The sequence below is a fragment of the Streptomyces sp. NPDC016562 genome (genome assembly GCF_043076955.1).
Classification (GTDB): Bacteria; Actinomycetota; Actinomycetes; order Streptomycetales; family Streptomycetaceae; genus Streptomyces.
This window is the reverse complement of sequence record NZ_JBIBRZ010000006.1, coordinates 291,462-313,415: the sequence shown is the minus strand read 5'-3', so window position 1 is coordinate 313,415 and position 21,954 is coordinate 291,462. Positions and strand designations below refer to the sequence as shown.

The 21,954-nt window shown below is 73.5% G+C and carries 20 protein-coding genes; 12 read left to right on the top strand and 8 right to left on the bottom strand.

The genetic code is table 11. From position 1 onward, the window contains the following. Nucleotides 1–23: 23 nt before the first annotated feature. The 4 genes from ACF059_RS25015 (at nt 24) to ACF059_RS25000 (ending at nt 3,921) form a co-directional block, all read left to right on the top strand. Nucleotides 24–935 carry an SDR family NAD(P)-dependent oxidoreductase gene (locus ACF059_RS25015; protein WP_392060977.1) on the top strand — a complete coding sequence of 304 codons (912 nt, stop codon included), beginning with the start codon at nt 24–26 and terminating at the stop codon, nt 933–935. A gap of 56 nt (nt 936–991) precedes the next feature. Beyond that, nucleotides 992–2,191: an acyl-CoA dehydrogenase family protein gene (locus tag ACF059_RS25010; RefSeq protein WP_392060975.1), complete on the top strand. Its 1,200-nt coding sequence runs from the start codon at nt 992–994 to the stop codon at nt 2,189–2,191. Beyond that, complete coding sequence (locus ACF059_RS25005) at nt 2,188–3,255, top strand: Zn-dependent alcohol dehydrogenase (RefSeq protein WP_392060972.1); 1,068 nt, start codon at nt 2,188–2,190, stop codon at nt 3,253–3,255. The genes ACF059_RS25010 and ACF059_RS25005 overlap by 4 nt, the downstream gene beginning before the upstream one ends. A gap of 102 nt (nt 3,256–3,357) precedes the next feature. Beyond that, entirely contained in the window at nt 3,358–3,921 is a 564-nt protein-coding gene (locus ACF059_RS25000; RefSeq protein ID WP_392060969.1) for a hypothetical protein, read from the top strand. A 28-nt stretch (nt 3,922–3,949) separates the two neighbouring features. Here the strand turns inward: ACF059_RS25000 and ACF059_RS24995 are convergent, their stop codons facing one another. After that, entirely contained in the window at nt 3,950–4,573 is a 624-nt protein-coding gene (locus ACF059_RS24995; RefSeq protein ID WP_392061225.1) for a flavin reductase family protein, read from the bottom strand. A gap of 171 nt (nt 4,574–4,744) precedes the next feature. On the opposite strand from ACF059_RS24995, the gene ACF059_RS24990 reads away from it, so the two are divergent. From ACF059_RS24990 to ACF059_RS24980, 3 genes are all read left to right on the top strand, one after another. Next, nucleotides 4,745–5,566: a hypothetical protein gene (locus ACF059_RS24990; RefSeq protein ID WP_392060966.1), complete on the top strand. Its 822-nt coding sequence runs from the start codon at nt 4,745–4,747 to the stop codon at nt 5,564–5,566. Between the two features lie 68 nt (nt 5,567–5,634). Next, nucleotides 5,635–6,375 (top strand): hypothetical protein, encoded by a 741-nt coding sequence (locus ACF059_RS24985; protein WP_392060963.1) that lies wholly within the window; start codon nt 5,635–5,637, stop codon nt 6,373–6,375. A 161-nt stretch (nt 6,376–6,536) separates the two neighbouring features. Further along, nucleotides 6,537–7,355, top strand: coding sequence for a VOC family protein (locus ACF059_RS24980; RefSeq protein WP_392060960.1), 819 nt, complete (start codon nt 6,537–6,539; stop codon nt 7,353–7,355). 22 nt (nt 7,356–7,377) lie between these two features. Here ACF059_RS24980 and ACF059_RS24975 read toward each other — a convergent pair whose 3' ends face one another. The 3 genes from ACF059_RS24975 to ACF059_RS24965 form a co-directional block, all read right to left on the bottom strand. Continuing rightward, the gene (locus ACF059_RS24975) at nt 7,378–8,178 is read right to left on the bottom strand and encodes an enoyl-CoA hydratase/isomerase family protein (RefSeq protein ID WP_392060957.1); all 801 of its coding nucleotides are present in this window, start codon (nt 8,176–8,178) and stop codon (nt 7,378–7,380) included. A gap of 51 nt (nt 8,179–8,229) precedes the next feature. Further along, nucleotides 8,230–10,464: an acetate--CoA ligase family protein gene (locus ACF059_RS24970; RefSeq protein ID WP_392060955.1), complete on the bottom strand. Its 2,235-nt coding sequence runs from the start codon at nt 10,462–10,464 to the stop codon at nt 8,230–8,232. 214 nt (nt 10,465–10,678) lie between these two features. Beyond that, a complete protein-coding gene (locus tag ACF059_RS24965) occupies nt 10,679–11,824 on the bottom strand; it encodes a flavin-containing monooxygenase (RefSeq protein ID WP_392060952.1) in 1,146 nt (381 codons plus the stop codon). Between the two features lie 243 nt (nt 11,825–12,067). On the opposite strand from ACF059_RS24965, the gene ACF059_RS24960 reads away from it, so the two are divergent. Together ACF059_RS24960 and ACF059_RS24955 are read left to right on the top strand one after the other, a co-directional pair. Beyond that, entirely contained in the window at nt 12,068–12,520 is a 453-nt protein-coding gene (locus tag ACF059_RS24960) for a DoxX family protein (protein WP_392060949.1), read from the top strand. Next, the gene (locus ACF059_RS24955; RefSeq protein WP_392060946.1) at nt 12,517–12,936 is read left to right on the top strand and encodes a Zn-ribbon domain-containing OB-fold protein; all 420 of its coding nucleotides are present in this window, start codon (nt 12,517–12,519) and stop codon (nt 12,934–12,936) included. The genes ACF059_RS24960 and ACF059_RS24955 overlap by 4 nt, the downstream gene beginning before the upstream one ends. A gap of 22 nt (nt 12,937–12,958) precedes the next feature. Here ACF059_RS24955 and ACF059_RS24950 read toward each other — a convergent pair whose 3' ends face one another. From ACF059_RS24950 to ACF059_RS24940, 3 genes are read right to left on the bottom strand one after another with little or no spacing between them, the layout of a single operon-like run. After that, the gene (locus ACF059_RS24950; protein WP_392060943.1) at nt 12,959–13,474 is read right to left on the bottom strand and encodes a hypothetical protein; all 516 of its coding nucleotides are present in this window, start codon (nt 13,472–13,474) and stop codon (nt 12,959–12,961) included. Nucleotides 13,475–13,483: 9 nt separating this feature from the next. Next, nucleotides 13,484–14,164: a pyridoxal 5'-phosphate synthase gene (locus tag ACF059_RS24945; protein WP_392060940.1), complete on the bottom strand. Its 681-nt coding sequence runs from the start codon at nt 14,162–14,164 to the stop codon at nt 13,484–13,486. A gap of 58 nt (nt 14,165–14,222) precedes the next feature. Further along, nucleotides 14,223–15,449, bottom strand: coding sequence for an amidohydrolase family protein (locus ACF059_RS24940; RefSeq protein ID WP_361946848.1), 1,227 nt, complete (start codon nt 15,447–15,449; stop codon nt 14,223–14,225). A gap of 509 nt (nt 15,450–15,958) precedes the next feature. On the opposite strand from ACF059_RS24940, the gene ACF059_RS24935 reads away from it, so the two are divergent. From ACF059_RS24935 to ACF059_RS24925, 3 genes are all read left to right on the top strand, one after another. Continuing rightward, complete coding sequence (locus ACF059_RS24935; RefSeq protein ID WP_392060937.1) at nt 15,959–18,889, top strand: BTAD domain-containing putative transcriptional regulator; 2,931 nt, start codon at nt 15,959–15,961, stop codon at nt 18,887–18,889. A 183-nt stretch (nt 18,890–19,072) separates the two neighbouring features. Then, nucleotides 19,073–19,279: a hypothetical protein gene (locus tag ACF059_RS24930; RefSeq protein ID WP_392060934.1), complete on the top strand. Its 207-nt coding sequence runs from the start codon at nt 19,073–19,075 to the stop codon at nt 19,277–19,279. Nucleotides 19,280–19,434: 155 nt separating this feature from the next. After that, nucleotides 19,435–20,169 (top strand): class I SAM-dependent methyltransferase, encoded by a 735-nt coding sequence (locus tag ACF059_RS24925; protein WP_392060931.1) that lies wholly within the window; start codon nt 19,435–19,437, stop codon nt 20,167–20,169. Here ACF059_RS24925 and ACF059_RS24920 read toward each other — a convergent pair. Beyond that, a complete protein-coding gene (locus tag ACF059_RS24920) occupies nt 20,166–21,764 on the bottom strand; it encodes a FadD3 family acyl-CoA ligase (protein ID WP_392061222.1) in 1,599 nt (532 codons plus the stop codon). The genes ACF059_RS24925 and ACF059_RS24920 overlap by 4 nt on opposite strands. Nucleotides 21,765–21,954: the final 190 nt, after the last annotated feature.

Sequence of the window (21,954 nt, the reverse complement as noted above, 5' to 3'; positions counted from 1 at the left end):
GAAAACGCGGGAAGGGGCCGGACGTGGGGAACTTCTTGGCAGGCAAGGTCGTCGCCGTCACCGGCGCCGGCCGGGGCATCGGGCGGGCCGTGGCACTCGCCGCGGCCGCCGAGGGTGCCAAGGTCGTCGTCAACGACTACGGCGTCGGCATCGAGGGCGGCGAGCCCACCAGCGAGGTCGCCGAATCCGTCGTGAAGGAGATCACCGCCGCGGGCGGGCAGGCCGTCGCCGTGGCGGACGACGTCTCCACCATGGCGGGGGGCCAGCGCATCGTCGACACCGCGCTCGCGCAGTACGGACGCATCGACGGCGTGGTCTGCGTGGCGGGGATCCTGCGCGAGCGGATGCTGTTCAACATGTCCGAGGAGGAGTGGGACCCGGTGGTCGCCACCCACCTCAAGGGCACGTTCACCGTCTTCCGCGCCGCGTCCGCCGTCATGCGCCGACAGGGCGGCGGCACCCTCATCGGCTTCACCAGCGGCAACCACCAGGGCTCGGTCGCCCAGGCCAACTACAGCGCCGCCAAGGGCGGGATCATCTCGCTCGTACGGTCCGCCGCGCTCGGCCTGGCCAAGTACGGGGTCACGGCCAACGCCGTCGCACCCGTCGCCCGGACCCGCATGTCGGCCAACGTGCCCATGGAGCTCAAGGAGATCGGCGAGCCCGAGGACGTGGCGGCGCTGGTCACCTACCTGCTCAGCGACCGCGCCCGGGCCGAGGACATCACCGGGCAGGTCTACACGATCGCCGGCCCCAAGATCGCCGTATGGGCGCAGCCGCGCGAGCTGCGCGCCGGGTACGCCGAGGGCTCCTGGACCCCGGACAAGATCGCCGACTTCCTGCCCGGGACGGTCGGCAAGGACCCGATGCCGATGCTCGCCCAGCTGGAGGCCATGGCCAAGGCGGCGGCCGCCAAGGACCGCCCCAACGCCTAGGCCGGATCCCCGGGCAGGCAAGGCAGGCAGGCCGGACAGGAGGGGAGGGGAACACCGTGGACTTCAGCTTCGGGGCCGAGGACGAGGAGCTGCGCCGGCGCGCCCGGGCGTGGCTCGCGGAGCACCTCGTGGGCCCGTACGCGCAGGCCGTCGGCCTCGGCGGGCCGGGCAGCGAGCACGAGGGCGTCGAGGCCCGGCGGGCCTGGGAGCGCGAGCTGGGCCGGGGCGGCTGGATCGGGCAGGGCTGGGAGGTCCCCGCCGGGGCGTACGGGCAGCAGCGGCTGTCGCTGACCGGGCAGGTGGTGTGGGCCGAGGAGTACGCGGCGCTGCGCGCGCCCGGCCGGGTCGGCCACATCGGGGAGAACCTCCTCGCGCCCACCGTGATCGCGTACGGCAGCCAGGAGCAGCGGGACCGTTTCCTGCCCGGCATCGCGCGCGGCGAGGAGCTGTGGTGCCAGGGCTACAGCGAGCCGGGCGCCGGCTCCGACCTCGCGGGCATCCGTACGGCGGGGGTACGGGATCCGGCCGACGGGCTGTACCGGGTCACCGGGCAGAAGATCTGGACCTCGCTGGCCCGGGACGCCGACTGGTGCTTCGTCCTCGCCCGCACCGAGGCCGGGTCCCGGCGCCACCGGGGGCTGTCGTTCCTGCTCGTACGGATGGACCAGCCGGGCCGCGTCGAGGTGCGGCCGATCCGGCAGATGTCGGGGACCTCGGAGTTCAACGAGGTCTTCTTCGACGGGGCGGTGGCGGCGGAGGTCGTCGGCGCGCCGGGCGACGGCTGGCGCGTGGCCATGGGCCTGCTCGCCCTGGAACGCGGGGTGTCCACGCTCGTGCAGCAGATCGGCTTCGCCGCCGAACTGGAGCGCGTCCTGGCCGCCTACGCGGCGTCGGGCGCGGCGGATCCGGTCCTGTGCGACCGCCTCGTACGCCAGTGGGCCGAGCTGCGCACCATGCGGTGGAACGCCCTGCGCACCCTCGGCTCGACGCCCGACGCGGGCGCACCGAGCGTGGCGAAGCTGCTGTGGGGCGGGTGGCACCGACGGCTCGGGGAGCTGGCGGTGCAGGTGCGGGGGGCGGCGGCGAGCGCCGGACCGGCGCGGTGGGCGCCCGGGCTGGCGTACGAGCACGGGCTCGACGAGGGGCAGCGCCTGTTCCTGTTCACCCGCGCCGACACCATCTACGGCGGCTCGGACGAGATCCAGCGCAACATCATCGCCGAGCGGGTGCTCGGCCTGCCTAAGGAGTCCAGGTGAGAGGCGTCGTGTTCGACGGCAAGCAGGCCCGGGTGGTCGACGACCTGGAGATACGGGACCCGGGGCCGGGGGAGGTGCTGGTGGCGGTCGCGGCGGCCGGGCTGTGCCACAGCGACCTGTCGGTGATCGACGGGACGATTCCGTTCCCGCCGCCGGTGGTGCTCGGGCACGAGGGCGCGGGCGTCGTGGAAGCGGTGGGCCCGGGGGTCACGCACGTGGCGCCGGGCGATCACGTGGCGCTGTCCACGCTCGCGAACTGCGGGGCCTGCGCCGACTGCGACCGGGGCCGGCCGACGATGTGCCGCAAGGCGATCGGGATGCCCGGGCAGCCGTTCTCGCGGGGCGGGCAGCCGCTGTTCCAGTTCGCCTCCAACTCGGCCTTCGCGGAACGCACGCTCGTCAAGGCGGTGCAGGCCGTAAAGATTCCCGCCGACATCCCGCTGACCTCGGCGGCGCTCATCGGCTGCGGCGTGCTGACGGGCGTGGGGGCGGTCCTGAACCGGGCCCGCGTCGACCGCGGCGAGTCGGTGGTGGTCATCGGCAGCGGCGGCATCGGGCTGAACGTGCTCCAGGGGGCGCGGATCGCGGGGGCCACGACGATCGTGGCGGTCGACGCGAATCCGGCGAAGGAGGCGGTGGCGCGGCAGTTCGGCGCCACGCACTTCATCGACGCCTCGGCGGTGGCCGACTCCTCGGCGGCGGTGCGCGAGATCCTGCCGACCGGCGCCGACCACGCCTTCGAGTGCGTGGGCAACGTCAAGCTGATCCGGCAGGCCGTCGACCTCCTGGACCGGCACGGTCAGGCGGTCCTGCTGGGCGTGCCGGGCTTCAAGGAGGAGGCGTCGTTCCTCGTCTCCTCCCTGTACCTGGACAAGACGATCATGGGCTGCCGGTACGGGTCCTCGCGCCCGCAGCGCGACATCGCCCTGTACGCCGAGCTCTACCGGCAGGGCAGGCTGCTGCTGGACGAGCTGGTGACGGAGGTCTACCCGGTCGAGGACTTCGCGAAGGCCGTCGACGACGCCCACCACGGGCGGGTGGCACGCGGGGTCCTGACCTTCTGACCCCCCGGCCCCCAGGTCGTGGGTGGTGGGCCGCGCGGGCAGCGGTGTGATCGTCGGACGGATCCTGCCGGTCCGGCGCGGTGTCGCCTACGATCACGCCTCGTGCCCACAGTGATCGTGACCGTCGTGCTGGCCTTCCTCGGCTACCTGGCGACCTACCTCAACGGACTGCGCCTCGCGCAGCGCCAAGCCCGGCTCGCGCGGATCAACCAGCAGTTGAGCGATTTCTACGGGCCGCTGTTCGCCCTGATGGAGGCGAACAGCCGCACCTACGACACCTTCTCGGCGACCTACGCCCGGCCCGACGGCCGCGACCCCTTCCGGCACGAGATCCCGCCGACCGAGGAGGAGCTGGCCCAGTGGCGGACCTGGGCCACCACCGTCTTCATACCGACCATCCGGGCCATGAGGGACGTGGTGGTCGGCAAGGCGGACCTCCTCATCGAGGAGGAGATGCCGCAGGCCCTCCTCCAGCTGTGCGCGCACGCCTCCGGCTACGAGATCACGGCGGCGCGGTGGGCGGCGGGCGACTACGAGGAGCACCTGTCGCTGATCCCGTTCCCGGGCCGGGAGCTGAGGGAGTACACGCGGGACCGGTTCACCCGGCTCAAGGCCGAGCAGGCGCGGCTGCTGGGGCACCGGTCCGGACGCCGGCCCCCGGGCTGAGCCATGCGACACCCACGGCTGCCGCCGCTCAGGCGGTGAAGCGGCCGAACCTCCCCTTGTGGAAGAGGAGCGGATCGCCCTCGCCGGCCGCGCCCATGGCCACCACCCGGCCCACGACGATGAGGTGGTCGCCGCCGGTGTGCACGGCGTGGATCCGGCAGTCGATCCAGGCGGGCACGGCGTCGAGCTGCGGTGATCCGGTGACGGGCGTGGGGGTGTGGGCCACGCCGGCGAACTTGTCCGCGCCGCTGACGGCGAAGGAGCGGCACAGCTCTCCCTGTTCGGCCCCGAGGACGTTGACGCAGAACACCCCGGCGCGGGCGATGCGCGGCCAGGTGGTCGACGTACGGGCCACCATGAAGGTGATGAGGGGCGGGTCGAGGGACAGCGAGGCGAAGGACTGGCAGGCGAAACCGGCGGGTCCGTCCCCCTCCTCGCCCGCGCCGGGCGGCGCGGTGATGACGGTGACCCCGCTGGCGAAGTTCCCCAGTACGGCCCGGAACTCGGCGGGCCCGACCGGCGCGCGCTCGTCCTCGCCGACGGCCCGCAGGTCGGGGCGCGGCAGCGCGTCGACGGGCTCGGCTTCCCGGTCCGCCGACGCGACGGTGGGGGAGCCGACTGACCTGAGGTATCGGACGACGGTGGCCGCCATCCCTGCGTGTCCCATCACACCGACGATTGAAGCTGACGGAGCGTCAGATCGGAAGGGATGCGGAGCTGTCAACCTGCCTTCAGGGACAGGAACATGACGTTCCATCACGCACGGGTCCGCCTCTGTGTAAGGTCATGGCCAACGACAGTGTCGTCGGGGGCTGGAGCGGGCATGGGCAACGGTTTTCGCTACCGGGCCGAGCGGATCTCGCTGGGTGCGATGGCAGCGGCAGGCATCCTGGTCCTGCTCGCCGATCTCCTCGGATGGCTCGACAAGATGGCCCCCGGGGGCACCCTCCCGAAGATCACGCTGCTCATCCTGAGCACGGTCACCCTCTTCCTCCTGATGGAGTTCGACCGCCTGAAGGTGCTCGAACGCATCGACACCCAGATCTCCGGCCTCACCCTCGACGGCCTGACCGGCGAGCTCCGGCGCCAGCACTACCTCGGCGTGACGCGCGTGCACCCGGTCTTCCCCGACGAGGACTTCATCCGGTTCGTGCGGGCGGCGGAACGGGAAGTGGCCGTCCTGCAGACCTGGATACCCAACCTCAGCCGCCTGCGGGGCGAGCTGCTCGACGCCATCACCCAGCGGCGCGTCGAGGTGCGCATCCTGCTGCTGCACCCGAAGTCCCCCGTGGCGGGCCTGCGCGACGAGGCGCTGCGCACCGGCCGGCCCGCCGGGGCCGTGGACGTGGACGCCAGCCTGCGGATCCTCCAGTCCGTCCACCGCGAACTGCCGCCGGAACTCCGGGACAGGCTGATGGTGCGGGTCTACAACTCCCTGCCGTCGATCGCCGTCTACAAGGCCGACGAGCGCTACCTGGTCAGCTCGTTCCTGCACGGGCAGCTCGCCATCGAGTCCACGCAGATCGAGATCGACGGCAGCGGCACCGTCATGGGACGCGAGGCGCAGAAGGAACTGGACACCCTGTGGGGCATCGGCCGCGCGGTGGACCTGCGCGACCCGGAGAGGTCGATCGACATCCGCTAGCGATCCCCGCACCGGGACGAGACCAGCGAGACCAGCGACACCAGCGAGACGAGATGAGGAGTACGGCCGTGCGGGATCTGGACAGCTTCGAGGACGAGCTGATCGAGCAGTACAAGCAGCACCCGGTGCTCGCGAACATCACGAGGCTGGCGGAGGAGGACTTCGCCGCGATCCTGCTCCAGCGGCGCTTCCTCTCGCTCGCCTTCACCCCGGTCTACGACCTGGCGATCGACCTCCTGCGCGACGAGGTGGGCCTGCGGACGGCCCGGATCATCCTGCGCGAGGAGTATCCCGACAGCCTCGGGTACACGCACTCACACCGCGAGGACATGACCGGCGACATGAGCCGGCTCGGCGTCTCCCGGGCGGCCCTCGTCTCGTCGCGGCCCACCGCGGCGACGAAGCGGGCCATCGACGACACCTTCACCCTGATCGCCGACGCGGGCGAGGACGAGCGGTCCGACCTGCGACTGCTGACCATCCTGCGGTTCTGGGGCGAGGTGCTGGTCTCCGTCGAGTACGGGCGGCTGTGGGAGCGCATGGAGCCCCTGCTCACGCACGCGGGCGAGAACCGCTCACGCTTCTACTACCCCCACCACGTGCACGACGCCAAGGACCGCCCGCTGGAGAGCGTCTCCCTGCTGTCCGTCACCCACTCGGACCGCCTGGCCCTGCGGTTGCGCCAGTTCCTCGACGACGGCGGCCAGGAGGCGGTCGACTGCTTCAAGGACGCCGAGGAGCGGTCGCTGCGGCTCAAGGTGAGCTTCTACGACCAGTTCCGCCCGGCCCTGGAGCGCGCCGGCGGCTGAGGACGCCGCCAGGGCCTTCGTGCCCCGTACGGCCCTCCGTACGGGTGAAACGAGGCGCCCGCGGGCGTCCGTGCGCCCGGGTGGGGGTGCGGGGTCGGCATCGTGGCAGCGGCCGCACCGCCGCCGCTGCGCCGACGACGCCGTACTCCCGGGAGGACCCCATGCTCGGCACCGACTTCCGTACCGGATCACCCAACTGGCTCGACCTCGGCAGCCCCGACCCCCAGGCGGCCGCCGCGTTCTACGGCGCCGTCTTCGGCTGGAGCCACGCCTCCGCGGGTCCCGACGCCGGCGGGTACGGCTTCCTCCAGCTGGACGGCAAGACCGTCGCCGGGCTCGGGACGCTGACCGACGAAGGCGCCCGGTCGGCCTGGATGGTGCACTTCAGCACGCCGGACGCGCGGAAGACCGCCGACGCCGTGAAGGCGGGCGGCGGGCGGATCCGGGTGGAGCCCATGGACGTCATGGGCGAGGGCTGGCTGGCGCAGGCCACCGACCCGCAGGGCGCCGAGTTCGCCCTGTGGCAGCCCGGCAAGACCGCCGGATTCGAGGTGGCCTCCGCCGAGAACAGCCTGCTGTGGGTGGAACTGCACGTGCCGGACCCCGTCGCGGCCGCCGCGTTCTACCAGGGGCTGTTCGGCTGGCGGCACGAGGAGATGGAGGTGCCCGGGATGACGTACCGGGTGCTGAGCCTCGCCGAAGGCGACCAGCAGGAGACGTCCTTCGGCGGGATCGCGCCCCAGGCGGAAGACGGGGTCTCGGGCGAAGGCGCGGGCGGGGGTGCGGCGGCGGCCGTGCCGCGCTGGGTGCCCTACTTCCACGTGGCCGACGTGGACGCCACCGTCTCGGCGATCGAGGGCAACGGCGGTGCGGTGCTCATGCCCGCGGCGGACGTGCCGGACGTCGGCCGGATCGCGTGGGCCGCCGACCCGGCGGGAGCGGTGTTCGCGCTGCTGAAGCCGAGCCCCCGGCAGGCGTAGCCGTACGGGGGAGAGAGAACGGTCAGCGGCCGACGTACTTGGGCGTGCGGCGCTCCACGAAGCTCGCCACGCCCTCGTTCGCGTCGGCCGTGGTCATGTTGATCTCCTGAGCGGAGGCCTCGGCAGCCAGCGCCGTCGCCCGGTCTCCGTCCAGGGAGGCGTTGACCAGCTGCTTCGCCAGCGCGATGGCCCGGGTGGGGCCCTGGGCGAGACGCTCGGCCCACGCCCGGGCCGTCGCCTCCAGCTCCTCGGCCGGAACCACCTTGTTGACGAGGCCGAGGCGCTCGGCCTCGGCCGCCGGGACGGCGTCGCCGAAGAACATCAGCTCCTTGGCCTTCTGCGGGCCGACGAGGCGGGGGAGCAGGTACGCGCCACCGCCGTCGGGGACCAGGCCGCGGCGCACGAACACCTCGATGAAGCGGGCCGGTTCGGCGGCGATGACGAGGTCGCAGGCGAGGGCGAGGTGGGCGCCGATGCCCGCGGCCGTGCCGTTGACGGCGGCGAGGACCGGCTTCTCGCAGTCGAGGACCGCGGTGATCAGGCGCTGCGCGCCCAGCCGGATCATGCGGGCCACGTCACCGGCGACGCGGTCCCCGCCGGCGGGGGCCCCGCGCAGGTCGGCGCCCGCGCAGAAGCCCTTGCCGGTGGCGGTGATGACGACGGCCCGGACGGCGGGGTCGGCGGAGGCGTCCGCGAGCAGGGCGATGACGCGTTCGCGTTGGGCCGGGGTGACGGCGTTCATGGCCTCGGGGCGGTTGAGGGTGATCCACGCGACGTTGCCGTCGAGCCGGTGGAGGACGTCGTCCCGGGGTGCGTCTGTCATGGCTCAACTCCCGTGGTGGGGTGGTCGGCGGCTGCGGGTGCGGGCGCCGCCTCAGCGGCAGATGGCCAGGGCGTCCAGGGCCACCGCCCCCTGACCGCGCGGGAGGACCATCAGGGGGTTGATGTCCAGCTCGGAGAGTTCGTCGCCCAGTTCCAGCGCCATCCGCTGGATCCGCAGGATGACCTCCACCAGGGCGTCCACGTCGGCCGGGGGAGCTCCCCGTACGCCCTCCAGCAGGGCGCGCCCGCGCAGTTCGCCGAGCATCGCGCGGGCCTGGTCCTCGCCGAAGGGCGGGACGCGGACCGCCGCGTCGTTCAGGACCTCGACCAGGACCCCGCCGAGGCCGACCGTCACCGTCGGGCCGAAGAGGTCGTCCTGCGTGACGCCGACGACCATCTCGACCCCCCGCTCCACCATCTGGCAGACCAGGATCCCGTCGAGCGGGACGTTCTCGTAGCGGGCGGTGTCGGTGAGCTCCCGGTACGCGTCGCGGATCTGGCTCGCGGAGGTCAGGCCGATCTTGACGAGGCCGAGCTCCGTCTTGTGCCCGAGCTGGGGGCCCGAGGCCTTCATGACCACCGGGTAGCCGACCAGCCCGGCCGCCCGTACGGCCGCCGCCGCGCTGGTGACGAGCTGCTCGCGGGGGACCCGTATGCCGTAGGCACGCAGCAGCTGCTTCGCCGCGTGTTCGCTGAGCTGCTGGCCCGGCCGCATGAGGGCCTGCGCCTTGCGGTACGAGGGCGAGGGCGTGCGCGGGGCGTCCTGGAAGGGGGAGCGGTATCCGGCCGTGAAGCGGTGGTGGCCGAGGTAGGCCCGTACGGCGGTGATGCAGTTGCCGAAGGTACGGAAGGTGGCCACGCGGGAGGAGCCCAGCAGCACCCGGCGGTAGGCGTCCTCCGTGCCGACGGGGGAGCCCCAGATCACGCAGATCAGCTTGTCCGAGGCCTCGGCCGCGTCCACCAGGTCCTGGGCGAGCCTGTCGCTCATCGGGGGGAAGGGGCCGGTGATCGGGCAGATGAGGACACCGACGGACGGGTCCGCGAGGATCGCGTCGATGATCTTGCGGCCGCGCCAGTCGCCGACGGGGTGGCCGCCGTTGTCGACGGGGTTGGCGACGTTCAGGTAGGCGGGGATCCACTGGTGCAGCTCGTCCTGCTTGGCCTGCGGGAGGGTGGGCAGGCGCAGGCCCGCCTCCGTGGCCAGGTCGGAGAAGTGGGCCCCGGTGCCGCCGGAAATGGAGTAGACGACGACGCCGTCGGCCTTCGGCTTGCGGGCCCGGGCGAGCAGGGCGGCGGTGTCCTGGAGCTCGTCCAGGCCGTCGACGCGGATGACGCCGAACTGGCGCATGGCGGCGTCCACGACGGTGTCCGCGCCGGTCAGCTTCCCGGTGTGGGAGGCGGCCATGCGGGCGCCGGTCTCGGTGCGGCCGACCTTGACGGCGACGACCGGGACCCCGTTGCGCGCGGCGCGGTCGGCCGCGAGCAGGAAGGACCGGCCGTCCTTGAGGCCCTCCACGTAGCAGGCGATGGCCCCGACCTCGGGGCGCTCGGCGAAGTAGGAGATGAAGTCGGAGGTCTCCAGGTCGGCCTCGTTGCCGGTGGGGGCCCAGTGGGAGAGGCGGATGCCGAGCTCCTGGAGGGTGTACACCGGGCGGCCCTGGTGGCCGGACTGGGTGATGAGGGCGATCGCCGGGCCGTCGAGGTCGTCGCGGAACTCCTCGAAGGCGTTCAGGTTGGTGTTGGGGCCCAGCAGGCGCAGGCCCGAGCGTGCAACGGCGGCGGAGAGCCGGGCCTGGGCGGCGGCGCCCGCGTCGCCGGTCTCGGCGAAGCCGGAGGCGAAGGCGACGGCGAACCTGACCTTGGTCTCGGCCAGTTCCTCGATGACGGGCAGCGGGTCGGCGACGAGGAGGACGGCGAGGTCCACCTGCTCGGGCAGGGCCGCGACCGTGGGCGCGCAGGGCAGCCCGAAGACGCTCTCGCGGGTGGGGTGCACGGGGTGGATCCGGGCGCCCACCCGCTCGGCCCAGGCGATGAGCTGGCGGGTGATGCCGGTGTTGGGCCTGCCCTCGGTGTCGGAGGCGCCGACGACGGCCACGGACTCGGGCCGGAAGAACCGGTCCAGGTCGGGCACGTCGGCGTGCAGCGGCCGTCCGCTGACGTCCAGGGCGACCGCGTCGTCGGCGGAGGGGGCCGCCGACGAGTGGACGGCGGTCCTGGGCGTCTCCCCGCAGGCCTCGACCCGTGCGCGGAAGTCGGTGGTGAGGGTGCCGTGAGTAGATCCAAGCATCGTTCCGCCCGCTCCTGCTCGATGAACCTCGATGGAACTCGATAACTGACGTGCTGTCAGATTACTGAACTGACGTGCCGTCAGGAACAGGGCTGCGCGGGAAAGCTGGCGGAGGCGCTGTGTGGATGTGGTGTGGGGGCGCGCTCGGGTGCGGGCGCGCGGAGGCTCCCTCAAGGAACGGTGCCAGAGCCGGCCGGGCGCGGCCAGGTGTCTTTCAGGCCTCCGGCAGCCGGGCCGCGATCGCCTTGGCGATCTTCTCCGCGTCCAGGGCCATCTCCCGGAACATCCCGCTGATGGGGTTGGTGAAGCCGGTGAAGTACAGGCCGGGGGCCTGCTCGGGGGTACGGGCGCCGTGCGTGCGTGGCCGGCCCCGCTCGTCGAGTACGCCCAGGTGTCCGACCAGGTCCTCCAGCGCGCGGCGGTAGCCGGTGGCCGCGATCACCGCGTCCGGGCTGATCCGCGAGCCGTCCGCGAGCACCACCTCGGCGCCGTCGAAGGCCTCGACGGCCGCCACCGGCTCGACCTTGCCGCTGCGGACGGCGTCGATCAGACCGACGTCCTGAACCGGGATCGCGCCCTCGGTGACCCTGCTGTACAGGCCGGTGGCGGGGCGCGGGAGCCCGTACGCCGACAGGTCCGGGACGGAGACCCGGGCGACGGCGACGCTCAGCCGGTCCACGAGCTTCACGGGCAGCCGGCGTACGAGGATCCCCGTGCGCTGGGCCGGCCAGCCGGCGGTGGAGCGGCGCACGAGGTGCGGGGCGGTGCGCACGGCGAGCCGCACCCGCGCGGCCCCGCCCTCGACGAGGTCGACGGCTATCTCGGCGCCGGTGTTGCCGACGCCGACGACGAGGACGTCCTGGCCGGCGTACGGCTGCGGGGCGCGGTAGTCGCGGGCGTGCAGCAGTGGCCGGGTGTAGGTCTCGCGGCCCGGCCAGTCGGGGAGGGCCGGGGTGTGGTTGTACCCGGTGGCGACGACGACGGCCGTGGCGTTCAGGACCCGCCCGCCGGTGGCGTGCAGGGTCCAGCCGCCCTCGGGCGCGGGCTCGACCCGGGTCACCTCGACGCCGGTGACCAGCTCCAGCTCGTGGTGCTCGGCGTACTTCTCCAGGTAGCGCACGACGTCGTCGCGGGAGACCCAGCGCCCGAAGCGGCGCGGCATGGCCAGGCCCGGGAGGGCGGAGAGGCGGCGGGTGGTGTGCAGGCGGAGCCGGTCGTAGTGGCGCCGCCAGGACGCGCCGACCGCGTCGGACTTTTCGACGACGACCGCGCGGACCCCGCGGGCGCGCAGCGCGGCGGCCGCGGCGAGGCCGCCGGGGCCGGCCCCGATGACGTACACGGGGCGGGGCTGGGTGGTCATGTCGGGGGGTGTGGGGACTCCGGGCATGAGGTGTGAGCGTATCGCCACGCTGGGTTGATGGGTCTCGGACGAGGAGGGAATCGATTGCGGATCGGTCACGACGGGGTTGGGAGGGGGTCGGGCGGGGGTCGTACCGGGCTCGGCGGGTGGGGGCCGGGGGCTTGCGCGATCGGCCGCCGTCCGCTGAACTGACGTTCCGTCAGATAAAGGTCGGAGCGATCGCGAGAGGGGTGGGGGCTGCCGATGCAGACCATCTGGCTCACCGGTGCCGAGTGGCTCGCCGTACTGCGCATAGGCCTCGGCCTGTGGTGGCTGGAGAGCTGGCGCCACAAGGACAAGAAGGGCTGGTTCGAACGCGGCACCGGCATCGCCTGGGCCGGCGCCGTCGCCGCCAAGCACCGCTGGACCTTCGTGCAGGGCGGCTTCGAGCTGGTCGTGAAACCCCGGCCCAAGCTGATCGCGTACGTCGTCGTCTACGCGGAACTCGCGCTCGGGCTGGGTCTCGTCCTGGGCTTCCTGACCCCGATCGCGCTGGTGGGCGGGCTGCTGCTGAACCTGCTCTACCTCGTGCTGATGATCCACGACTGGGCCGAGCAGGGCCAGAACGCGATGATGGCCCTCATCTCGCTCGTCGCGCTCTTCGCCATGGCCTGGCAGACCTGGTCCCTCGACGCGGCGACGGGACTGTTCCTGTGAGCGGCGTACGGTACGACCTCCCGGAGGCGGACGAGTTCACCCGCCCCTACTGGGACGCGGCGGCGCAGGGCCGCCTCCTGCTGAGGCGCTGCGCGGACTGCGGGCGGGCGCACCACTACCCGCGGGAGTTCTGCCCGGTGTGCTGGGCGGGGGAGGACCGGGTGGCGTGGGAGACGGCGAGCGGCCGGGCGACCCTCTACACCTGGTCGGTCATCCACCGCAACGACCTCCCGCCGTTCGGCGCGCGCGTCCCTTACACGGCGGCGGTCGTCGACCTGGCGGAGGGACCGCGGATGATGACCGAGGTGGTCGACTGCCCGGCGGCGGACCTGCGCATCGGCATGGCGCTCGCGGTCACCTTCCGCGAGACGGCGGGCGGGGTGTGGGTGGCGGTGTTCCGCCCGGCGACCCACTGACCCCGGCGGCCGATCCGGGCGCTCACTCCACCCCGAGGTCCTGGCGCATGGCGGCCCTCATGGCGCGCAGCTTGTCCCACAGCTCCTGCTGGGCGCGGACCGCGGACTCCATCGTCTCGCCCGGTCCCGGCTCGCCGCGCTCCAGGCGCTTGACCTGGCCGTACACCTCGCTCAGGGCCCGGTTGACGGTGCTCACCGGCCGCAGTACCTCCTCGGGGGCGGTCATCTGCGCCTCGGAGTACCGGTCGAGGTGGGCGCGGCGGACCTCTTCGAGGGTGAGGCGGTCCGCGTCCGTCACGCCGCGCTCGCGGATGACGTGCAGGTGGCGGCTCAGGGCCGTGGTGAACTGGCGGGCCTCCCGGTTCAGTTCCACGTAGCAGGTGCGGCGCAGCGAGAACTCCTCGCGGACCGCCTCGTGGCCGCGCACGAGCTCGATCTCCCGGCGCTTGACGCGCTCCGAGCCGCGCTGGGTGAGGATCGCACCCCCCAGCGTCCCCGCCACGCCCGCCACCGCGATGATCACCGAACTGAGCTCCACCGGCGCACTCTAAGGCCAGAGCAGCTCGCGGGTCCATGAGCCGTCGGCGGTGCGGCGGTAGCGCAGCCGGACGTGGCGGCGGGCCGGGTCGCCCTGGAAGAACTCCACCTCGGCGGGGTCCAGTACGTACCGGGTCCACGTCGGCGCCGGCGCGTCCGGCTCGGCGCCGGCCCGCTCCCAGGCGGCCGCCGAGGCCCGCGCCAGCTCCTCCGTGGAGCCGAGCACCTCGCTCTGGCGGCCCGTGAGCGCGGCCGCGAGCGCTCCCCGCGAGCGGACCGCCAGGTCCGCGCGGCTCTCCTGCGGGCCGCAGGCGCCCACCCGGCCCCGGATCCGCACCTGCCGGGCCACGGCCGGCCAGTAGAAGCCGAGCGCCGCCTGCGGCTGCGCGGCCAGCTGTACGCCCTTGGCGCTGGTGGCGTGCGAGGCGAAGTGCCAGCCCCGCGCGTCGGCGTCGTGCAGCATCAGCGTCCGTACGTCGGGCCGCCCCTCGGCGTCCACCGTGGCGAGGCTCATCGTGTGCGGCTCCGGCTGCCCCGCCCGTGCGGCGTGGACGAACCACTCCCGGAACAGCGCCAAGGGCTCGGCGGGAGCGTTCTCGGCGTCGAAGTCGGGGAGCGGGCCGTCCCACACGCGCAGGGAGTGCAAGGTGGCGTGGAACGCGTCGCTGGGGCTGCTGTCGGCGCTGGTCATGCCCCCATCGAACACCACCGGCCGTCGTGTGCGCCCCTCCCACCGCCCGCGCGTACGCTCACGCCCCCGGGCCCGCCCACAGGCCGTCCGCCGTGAGCCCCAGCAGGTCGATCGCGTTGCCGCGCACGATGCGCTCCACGACGTCCGGCGCCAGGTGGCCCATCTGGGCCTCGCCGACCTCGCGGGACTTGGGCCAGGTGGAGTCCGAGTGGGGGTAGTCCGTTTCGTAGAGGACGTTGGCGACGCCGATGGAGTCCAGGTTCTTCAGGCCGAAGGCGTCGTCGAAGAAGCAGCCGAAGACGTGCTCCGCGAAGAGCTCCGACGGCGGGCGCAGCACCTTGTCCGCGACGCCGCCCCAGCCGCGGTTCTCCTCCCAGACCACGTCCGCGCGCTCCAGGATGTACGGGATCCAGCCGATCTGGCCCTCCGCGTACATGATCTTCAGGCGGGGGAAGCGTTCGAACTTGCCGCTCATCAGCCAGTCGACCATCGAGAAGCAGCAGTTCGCGAAGGTGATGGTGGAGCCGACCGCCGGCGGGGCGTCCGCCGAGGTGGACGGCATGCGGGACGAGGAGCCGATGTGCATGGCGATGACCGTGCCGGTCTCGTCGCACGCCTCCAGGAAGGGGTCCCACTCGTCGGTGTGGACGGAGGGCAGGCCCAGGTGCGGGGGTATCTCGGAGAAGGCCACCGCGCGCACGCCGCGCGCCGCGTTGCGGCGGACCTCCGCCGCCGCCAGGCGGGCGTCCCAGAGCGGGATCAGGGTGAGGGGGATCAGCCGGCCGCCGGCGTCCGGGCCGCACCACTCCTCCACCATCCAGTCGTTGTAGGCCCGTACGCCGAGCAGGCCCAGCTCGCGGTCCTTGGCCTCGGTGAAGGTCTGGCCGCAGAAGCGGGGGAAGGTGGGGAAGCAGAGCGCCGACTGGACGTGGTTGACGTCCATGTCCGCGAGCCGGTCGGGAACCGAGAAGGACCCCGGGCGCATCTGCTCGTAGGTGATGACTTCCAGTTTGATCTCGTCGCGGTCGTATCCCACGGCCGTGTCGAGCCGGGTGAGGGGCCGGTGCAGGTCCTCGTACACCCACCAGTCGCCGATCGGGCCGTCGTCGCCCTTGGCCCCCATGACGGGGGCGAACTTGCCGCCGAGGAAGGTCATTTCCTTCAAGGGGGCGCGGACGACGCGGGGGCCGGTGTCGCGGTACTTGGACGGGAGGCGGTCCCGCCAGACGTGGGGGGGCTCCACCGTGTGGTCGTCCACCGAGATGATCTTCGGGAAGGTCTCCATGGCCCCTACGGTAGCGCTGAACTGACGAACCGTCAGCTAGTTGGACCGCGATCGGCCCGGGACGGGCTGACGTGTACGCGCAACACAGGGCAGACTGACCCTTACGACGACGGAAGGCAGGGTGACGACAGATGGACGGCGTACCGGCCATCCCGCAGCCGCCGATCGCGGCTACAGCCGCACCCGAAGCAGGTCCTGGGGCCGGTTGCGACGGGGCCGGCCGCATGCCGGGGCGCTCCCCGCAGGGCGCCGACCCCACCCCCGCCGCACCCTCCGCCCCCGCGCCCGGCACGCCTCACGGACCCACCCCCGCCGGTTGCGACGGGGTCGGGCGTGTGCCGGGGCGCTCCCCGCAGGGCGCCGAACGCACCACCGCCGCACCCCCCGACCCCTCGCCACGTTCGGCGCCCGAGGAGACGCCCCGGCGCGCGCCCGGCCCCGTCGCGACCCCGCCCGCACCCGGCGGAACCGCGCCCGCGCCTGGGGTCACGGCTGAGCACACCGCCGAGGTGCCCGCGTCGACGGAGTCGCGTTTCGCCGTGCTCGGGCCCGTGCGGGCTTGGCGGGGGGAGGAGTTGCTGGCCTCCGGTACGCCTCAGCAGCGGGCGCTGCTCGCGGTGCTGCTGCTGCGCGAGGGGCGGACCGCCACCGCGCCCGAGCTCATCGACGCCATCTGGGGCGAGGACCCGCCGCAGCAGGCGCTCGCCACCATCCGTACGTACGCCTCCCGCCTGCGCAAGGTCGTCGCCCCCGGGCTGCTCGTCACCGAGTCCGGCGGCTACGCCATCCGCCTGCGCTGCGCCGCCACCCTTGACCTCGGCGTCGCCCGCAGCCTCGCCGCCGACGCCGAAACGGCCCGCGCGGCCGGGGACCGCTCCCTCGCCCGTACGCTCCTGGCCCGCGCCCTCGACCTCTGGGACGGCGAGCCGCTCGCCGGCGTACCCGGCCCGCACGCCGAGACCGAGCGCACCCGGCTCGCCGAATGGCGCCTCCAGCTGCTGGAGACCCGCCTCGACCTCGACCTGGAGGTCGGCCACCACGCCGAGGCCGTCTCCGAGCTCACCGCCCTCACCGCCGCCCACCCGCTGCGCGAACGCCTGCGCGAGCTCCTCATGCTCGCCCTCTACCGCAGCGGCCGGCAGGCCGAGGCCCTCGCCGTCTACGCCGACACCCGCCGGCTCCTCGCCGACGAGCTCGGCGTCGACCCCCGCCCCGAGCTCGCCGCCCTCCAGCAGCGCATCCTGAACGCCGACGCGGACCTCGCCCGCGCGGAGGACCCGGCCCCCGCCGCAGCGGCCGTTCACGTGAGGCCCGCCCAATTGCCCGCCACCGTACCCGACTTCACGGGCCGCTCCAGCTTCGTCGACGAGCTCGGCACCATCCTGTCCGCGGGGGCCGCGGGCCAGGTCATGGCCGTCTCCGCGCTCGCCGGGATCGGCGGCGTCGGCAAGACCACCCTGGCCGTGCACGTCGCCCACGCCGCCCGCCCGCACTTCCCCGACGGCCAGCTCTACGTCGACCTCCAGGGCACCGAGGCCCGCCCCGCCGAACCGGAGGCCGTCCTCGGCTCCTTCCTGCGCGCGCTCGGCACCCCCGACACCGCCATCCCCGACTCCCCGGCCGACCGCGCCGCGCTCTACCGATCCACCCTCGACGGCCGCCGCGTCCTGGTCCTCCTCGACAACGCCCGTGACGCGGCCCAGGTCCGCCCGCTGCTGCCCGGCACCGCCGGCTGCGCCGCCCTCGTCACCAGCCGGGTGCGCATGGCGGGCCTCGCGGGAGCCCACCTCGTCGACCTCGACGTGATGAGCCCCGAGGAGGCCCTCCAGCTCTTCAGCCGCATCGTCGGCGAAGAGCGGGTGCGCGCCGAACGCCAGGCCGCCCTCGACGTCGTCGGCGCCTGCGGTTTCCTACCGCTCGCCATCCGCATCGCCGCGTCCCGCCTCGCCGCCCGCCGCACCTGGACGGTCTCCGTCCTCGCCGCGAAGCTCGCCGACGAGCGCCGCCGCCTCGACGAGCTCCAGGCCGGCGACCTCGCCGTCAAAGCCACCTTCGAGCTGGGCTACGGCCAGCTGGAGCCCGCCCAGCAGCGCGCGTTCCGCCTCCTCGGCCTCGCCGACGGCCCCGACATCTCGCTGTCCGCGGCAGCGGCCGTACTGGACCTGCCCGAGTACGACACCGAGGACCTCCTGGAGGCCCTGGTCGACTGCTCGCTCCTCGAATCCGCCGCGCCCGGCCGCTACCGCTTCCACGACCTCGTACGCCTCTACGCGCGTGCCTGCGCCGAGCGCGACGAGCAGCCGCCGAGCGGGCGCGAGGCGGCCCTGGACCGGCTCCTGGACTTCTACCTGGCCACCGCCTCCGGGGTCTACGCCCTGGAGCGCCCCGGCGACCGGCTGCCCGCGCACCTGTCCGACACCCACTACCCCGGGCTGGTCTTCGCCGACCCGCGCGCCGCGCTGGACTGGCTGTACGCCGAGGCCGACCCGCTGCTGGCGTGCGTACGGCAGGCCTCCGCGCGGCCGTGCGCCACGGCCGGTGACACGCCCGTGCTGCGCCGGGCCGTGGACCTGCTGTGGGCGGCCAAGGACCTGGCCGAGTCGGGGGCCAACTCCAAGCAGTACGAGTCGGCCGCCGTCGCCCTGCGCGACGCCGCCCAGGCCGCGCGGGACCCGTACGCCGAGGGCCGGGCCCGTACCACCCTCACCAACGTCCACCTGGTCGCGGGCCGGTTCGCCGAGGCCGACGACGAGGCCCGCCAGGCCACCGCGCTCGCCCGCGCCGCCGGAGACCCGCTGCCCAGCTGCTGGGCGCCCAACGACCGGGGGATCATCGCCCTGTACCAGGGCCGGCACGCGGACGGCGAGCGGTACCTGCTGGAGGCCATCAAGAACTTCCGCGCCGACGGCAACAACGTCGGCGAGGCCAGCGCCCTGTGCAACCTCTCGCGCATCCACGTGGAACTGGGCCGCCTCGCCAGCGCCATAGACCTCGCCCAGCAGGGCATCGCCATCTACGACCGGATGGGCCTGACCCTGCGCCTGGCCAACGGCCGCTACGCGCTGGGCATCGCGCTCACCCAGGCGGGCCGCTACGGCGAGGCCCTGACGCAGCTCACCGAGGCGCTCGCGCTGTTCCACGACAACCGTCAGCCGCTGTGGGAGGGCGTCACCCACTTCCGGCTCGCCGAGACCCACCTGGCGGCGCGCCGGCCCACCCTGGCCGCCTCGCACGCCGAGCAGGCCATCGCGCTGCGCGGCATCGGCGGGGAGTGGCGCCGGGCCACCGTGCTGACCGTGCTGGGCAAGGCGCTGCGGCGGCTGGGGCAGCGCGACCGGGCGCGGGCCTGCTGGCGGGACGCGGAGAGCGTGTTCGCGCAGCTGGGGTCGAGCGAACTGGCCGAGGTGCGCAACCTGCTGGCGTCGGAGCTCGCGGCCTGAGCCTGGCTGTGACCTGCGGTGACGGCCGATGAACGAGGCGTTCATCGTTCGTTTATCGCCCCCCGGCACGATAGGTACATCGACCCGGAGATCCGGGGGGAACCGGGTCGGTTGGAGGACTACCCGTTCGGCGATCCTCGGGGGAATCGCCGAACGGGGCCCACCCATCCATCAGGAGAACCGATGACGACGAACGAGAACACCTTGCCGACCGACGGTGACATCAAGCCGCTCGACAATCACGCCTCGGGCGTCGAAATCGAGACCCTGGACAACCACGCCTCGGGCATCGAGATCAAGCCGGTCGACCAGCCCGTCCCGGTCGACTCGCCGCTGCCGGGCGAGGAGATCCAGACGCTGGACAACCACGCGTCCTCTCCGCGCCCGTAAGACGCACCACCCCGTACGCACGGGGGATCCACGGGGGATCGGCGTACGGGGGAGCAACGGGGGAACGGCGGTCGCGGTGGCCCGGAGGGGGAGCCACCGCGACCGCCGTACGCGTGCGTCCGGGCGGGGGAGCGGCCGCGGCATAGGCTGGAGCCGTGTTCTCCTCCCACGGACCGAGCGTCCGCGAACTCCTCGTGCAGGGCCTGTCCTCGATCGAGCGGGGCTACGACCTGCTCGCGCCGAAGTTCGACCACACGCCCTTCCGCACCCCGGACCGCATGCTCGACGCCGTCGAGGAGGCCCTCGCCCAGCACGAGGGCGCCTTCGGCGCCGGGCTGGACGTCTGCTGCGGCACGGGGGCCGCGATCGGCATGCTGCGGCGGCTGTGCCGGGACCGCGTGACCGGGGTGGACCTCAGCGCGGGCATGCTCGCCGAGGCGGAGCGGGCGTACGGGCCCGGCTCCCCGCCCGTGGACTTCGTACGGGCCGACGCGCGGGCCCTGCCGCCCGCGCTCGCCGACACCTACGACCTGGCGGTCAGCTTCGGCGCCTTCGGCCACTTCCTGCCCTCCGAGCGCCCCGCGCTCTTCTCCGGGATCCACCGGTCCCTGCGCGCGGGCGGGGTCTTCGCCTTCCCGATCGGCGCCCCGATCCCCCCGAGCTCACCGGTGTGGTGGGTGGCGGCGGGCTTCGACGCGGTGATGCGGGTGCGCAACGCGGTGTGGCGGCCGCCCTTCGTCATGTACTACCGGACCTTCCCGTTCGGCGGGGTGCGCGAGGACCTCCGGGCGGCCGGGTTCACCGTGGAGACCGTGCCGCTGGAGCAGTTCGGGCGGCTGCCCGGCGGAGCTCCCCGGTGGCGGCTGGTCCTCGCCCGCCGTACCCGCTAACGCGTGCGCAGCTCGCGCTTGAGGACCTTGCCGCTCGCGTTGCGCGGCAGCTCGGTGACGAACTCGACCGTGCGCGGCACCTTGTAGTTGGCCATCTCCCGCCGCGACCAGGCGATCAGGTCGTCGGCGGTCAGCGTGGAGCCCGGGCGGCGGACCGCGTACGCCTTGCCGACCTCGCCCAGGCGCGGGTCCGGGACGCCGACGACGGCGACGTCGGCGACGTCGGGGTGCAGGCCGAGGAGTTGCTCGATCTCGGCGGGGTAGGCGTTGAAGCCGCCGACGATGAACATGTCCTTGATCCGGTCGGTGATGCGCAGATTGCCGCGCTCGTCCTTGAAGCCCACGTCCCCGGTGTGCAGCCAGCCGTCGGGGGTGATCGCCCTGGCGGTCTCCTCGGGGTCCTCGAAGTACCCCTGCATGACGTTGTAGCCGCGCACGACGATCTCGCCCGCCTGCCCGGCCGGCTGCGGCTGCCCGTGCGCGTCGACGATCAGCACCTCCGTGTCCGGGATCGCCCGTCCCGAGCTCTCCGAGACGGTCTCCGCCGGGTCGCCCCGCCGGCACATGGTGACGATGCCGCTGGACTCGGAGAGCCCGTACGCGGTCAGGACGGTGGCGATGCGCAGCTCTCCGCGCAGCCGTTCGACGAGCCGCAGCGGGACCACGGCCGCGCCGGTGACGACCAGGCGCAGGGCGGAGAGGTCGTGGTGGTCGCGCTGCGGGTGGTCGAGCAGGGACTGGTGCAGGGTGGGCGGCCCGGGGAGCACCGAGATCCGCTCCGCGGCGACGTTGGCGAGGACGGTGTCCACGTTGAAGACGGGCTGCGGCACCATCGTGGCCCCGCGCATGAGGCAGGCGATGATCCCGGCCTTGTAGCCGAAGGTGTGGAAGAAGGGGTTCACGATCAGGTAGCGGTCGCCCTCGCGCAGACCGGCGAGCTCGCACCACACGTCGTAGCAGCGAAGGGACTGGGCGTGGGTGATGACGGCGCCCTTGGGGCTGCCGGTGGTGCCGGAGGTGAAGATGATGTCGGAGGGGGCGTCCGAGGGGATGGACCGGGCGCGTTCGCGCACGGCCGCGGCCGGGACGCGGTCGCCGTCCGTCAGGAAGTCCTTCCAGGTGCGGAAGGACTCGGGGGCGTCGTCCGCGAGGACCACGACCTGCTCCAGGTGCGGCAGGCCGGGCAGCGGCCCCGCGCCGGGGCCGTCGCCCGCGGCGCGGCGCAGCGAGGCGACGTAGGAGGTGCCGAGGAAGGTGCCGGTGACGAAGAGCAGCCGGGCCCGGCTGCGTTCCAGGACGTACGCCGCCTCCGCGCCCTTGAAACGGGTGTTGAGGGGGACGAGGACGGCGCCCGCCGAGACGGCCCCGAGCGCGGAGACGATCCACTCCAGCGTGTTGGGGGCCCAGACGGCGACCCGGTCGCCGGGCTCGGTCCCGGCGGCGATGCAGGCGGCCGCGGCGCGCTCGACGCGCGCGCCGAGCTGCGCGTAGCTGATCCGTACGCGGCCGTCGACGACGGCCTCGCGGTCGGCGTACCGGGCGGCCGCCGCCTGGACGAGCCCGGCGATGGAGCCCCAGCGCAGGTCCGCGCGCAGGTCCTCGCCGAGGTCTTCGCGCACGGCCTCCCCGAGGTCTTCGCCAACGCCCACGCCGAGGCCCCCGCGCACGTCCCCGTCCACGTGCCGGCGCACGCCACGCACGCCGTCCCGCCCGTGTTCGCCCATGCGTGTCACCCTCCTGCTCACCCGGTAGCTGACTATCCGTCAGATTAGCTGTAGCCTTCGC

Excerpts from the sequence above, each read along its gene's own strand:
- ACF059_RS24995 (WP_392061225.1), bottom strand. The coding sequence starts at position 4,573 with ATGGCGGCCACCGTCGTCCGATACCTCAGGTCAGTCGGCTCCCCCACC.
- ACF059_RS24990 (WP_392060966.1), top strand. The coding sequence starts at position 4,745 with ATGGGCAACGGTTTTCGCTACCGGGCCGAGCGGATCTCGCTGGGTGCG.
- ACF059_RS24980 (WP_392060960.1), top strand. The coding sequence starts at position 6,537 with ATGCTCGGCACCGACTTCCGTACCGGATCACCCAACTGGCTCGACCTC.
- ACF059_RS24975 (WP_392060957.1), bottom strand. The coding sequence starts at position 8,178 with ATGACAGACGCACCCCGGGACGACGTCCTCCACCGGCTCGACGGCAAC.
- ACF059_RS24970 (WP_392060955.1), bottom strand. The coding sequence starts at position 10,464 with ATGCTTGGATCTACTCACGGCACCCTCACCACCGACTTCCGCGCACGG.
- ACF059_RS24965 (WP_392060952.1), bottom strand. The coding sequence starts at position 11,824 with ATGACCACCCAGCCCCGCCCCGTGTACGTCATCGGGGCCGGCCCCGGC.
- ACF059_RS24960 (WP_392060949.1), top strand. The coding sequence starts at position 12,068 with ATGCAGACCATCTGGCTCACCGGTGCCGAGTGGCTCGCCGTACTGCGC.
- ACF059_RS24945 (WP_392060940.1), bottom strand. The coding sequence starts at position 14,164 with ATGACCAGCGCCGACAGCAGCCCCAGCGACGCGTTCCACGCCACCTTG.
- ACF059_RS24940 (WP_361946848.1), bottom strand. The coding sequence starts at position 15,449 with ATGGAGACCTTCCCGAAGATCATCTCGGTGGACGACCACACGGTGGAG.
- ACF059_RS24930 (WP_392060934.1), top strand. The coding sequence starts at position 19,073 with ATGACGACGAACGAGAACACCTTGCCGACCGACGGTGACATCAAGCCG.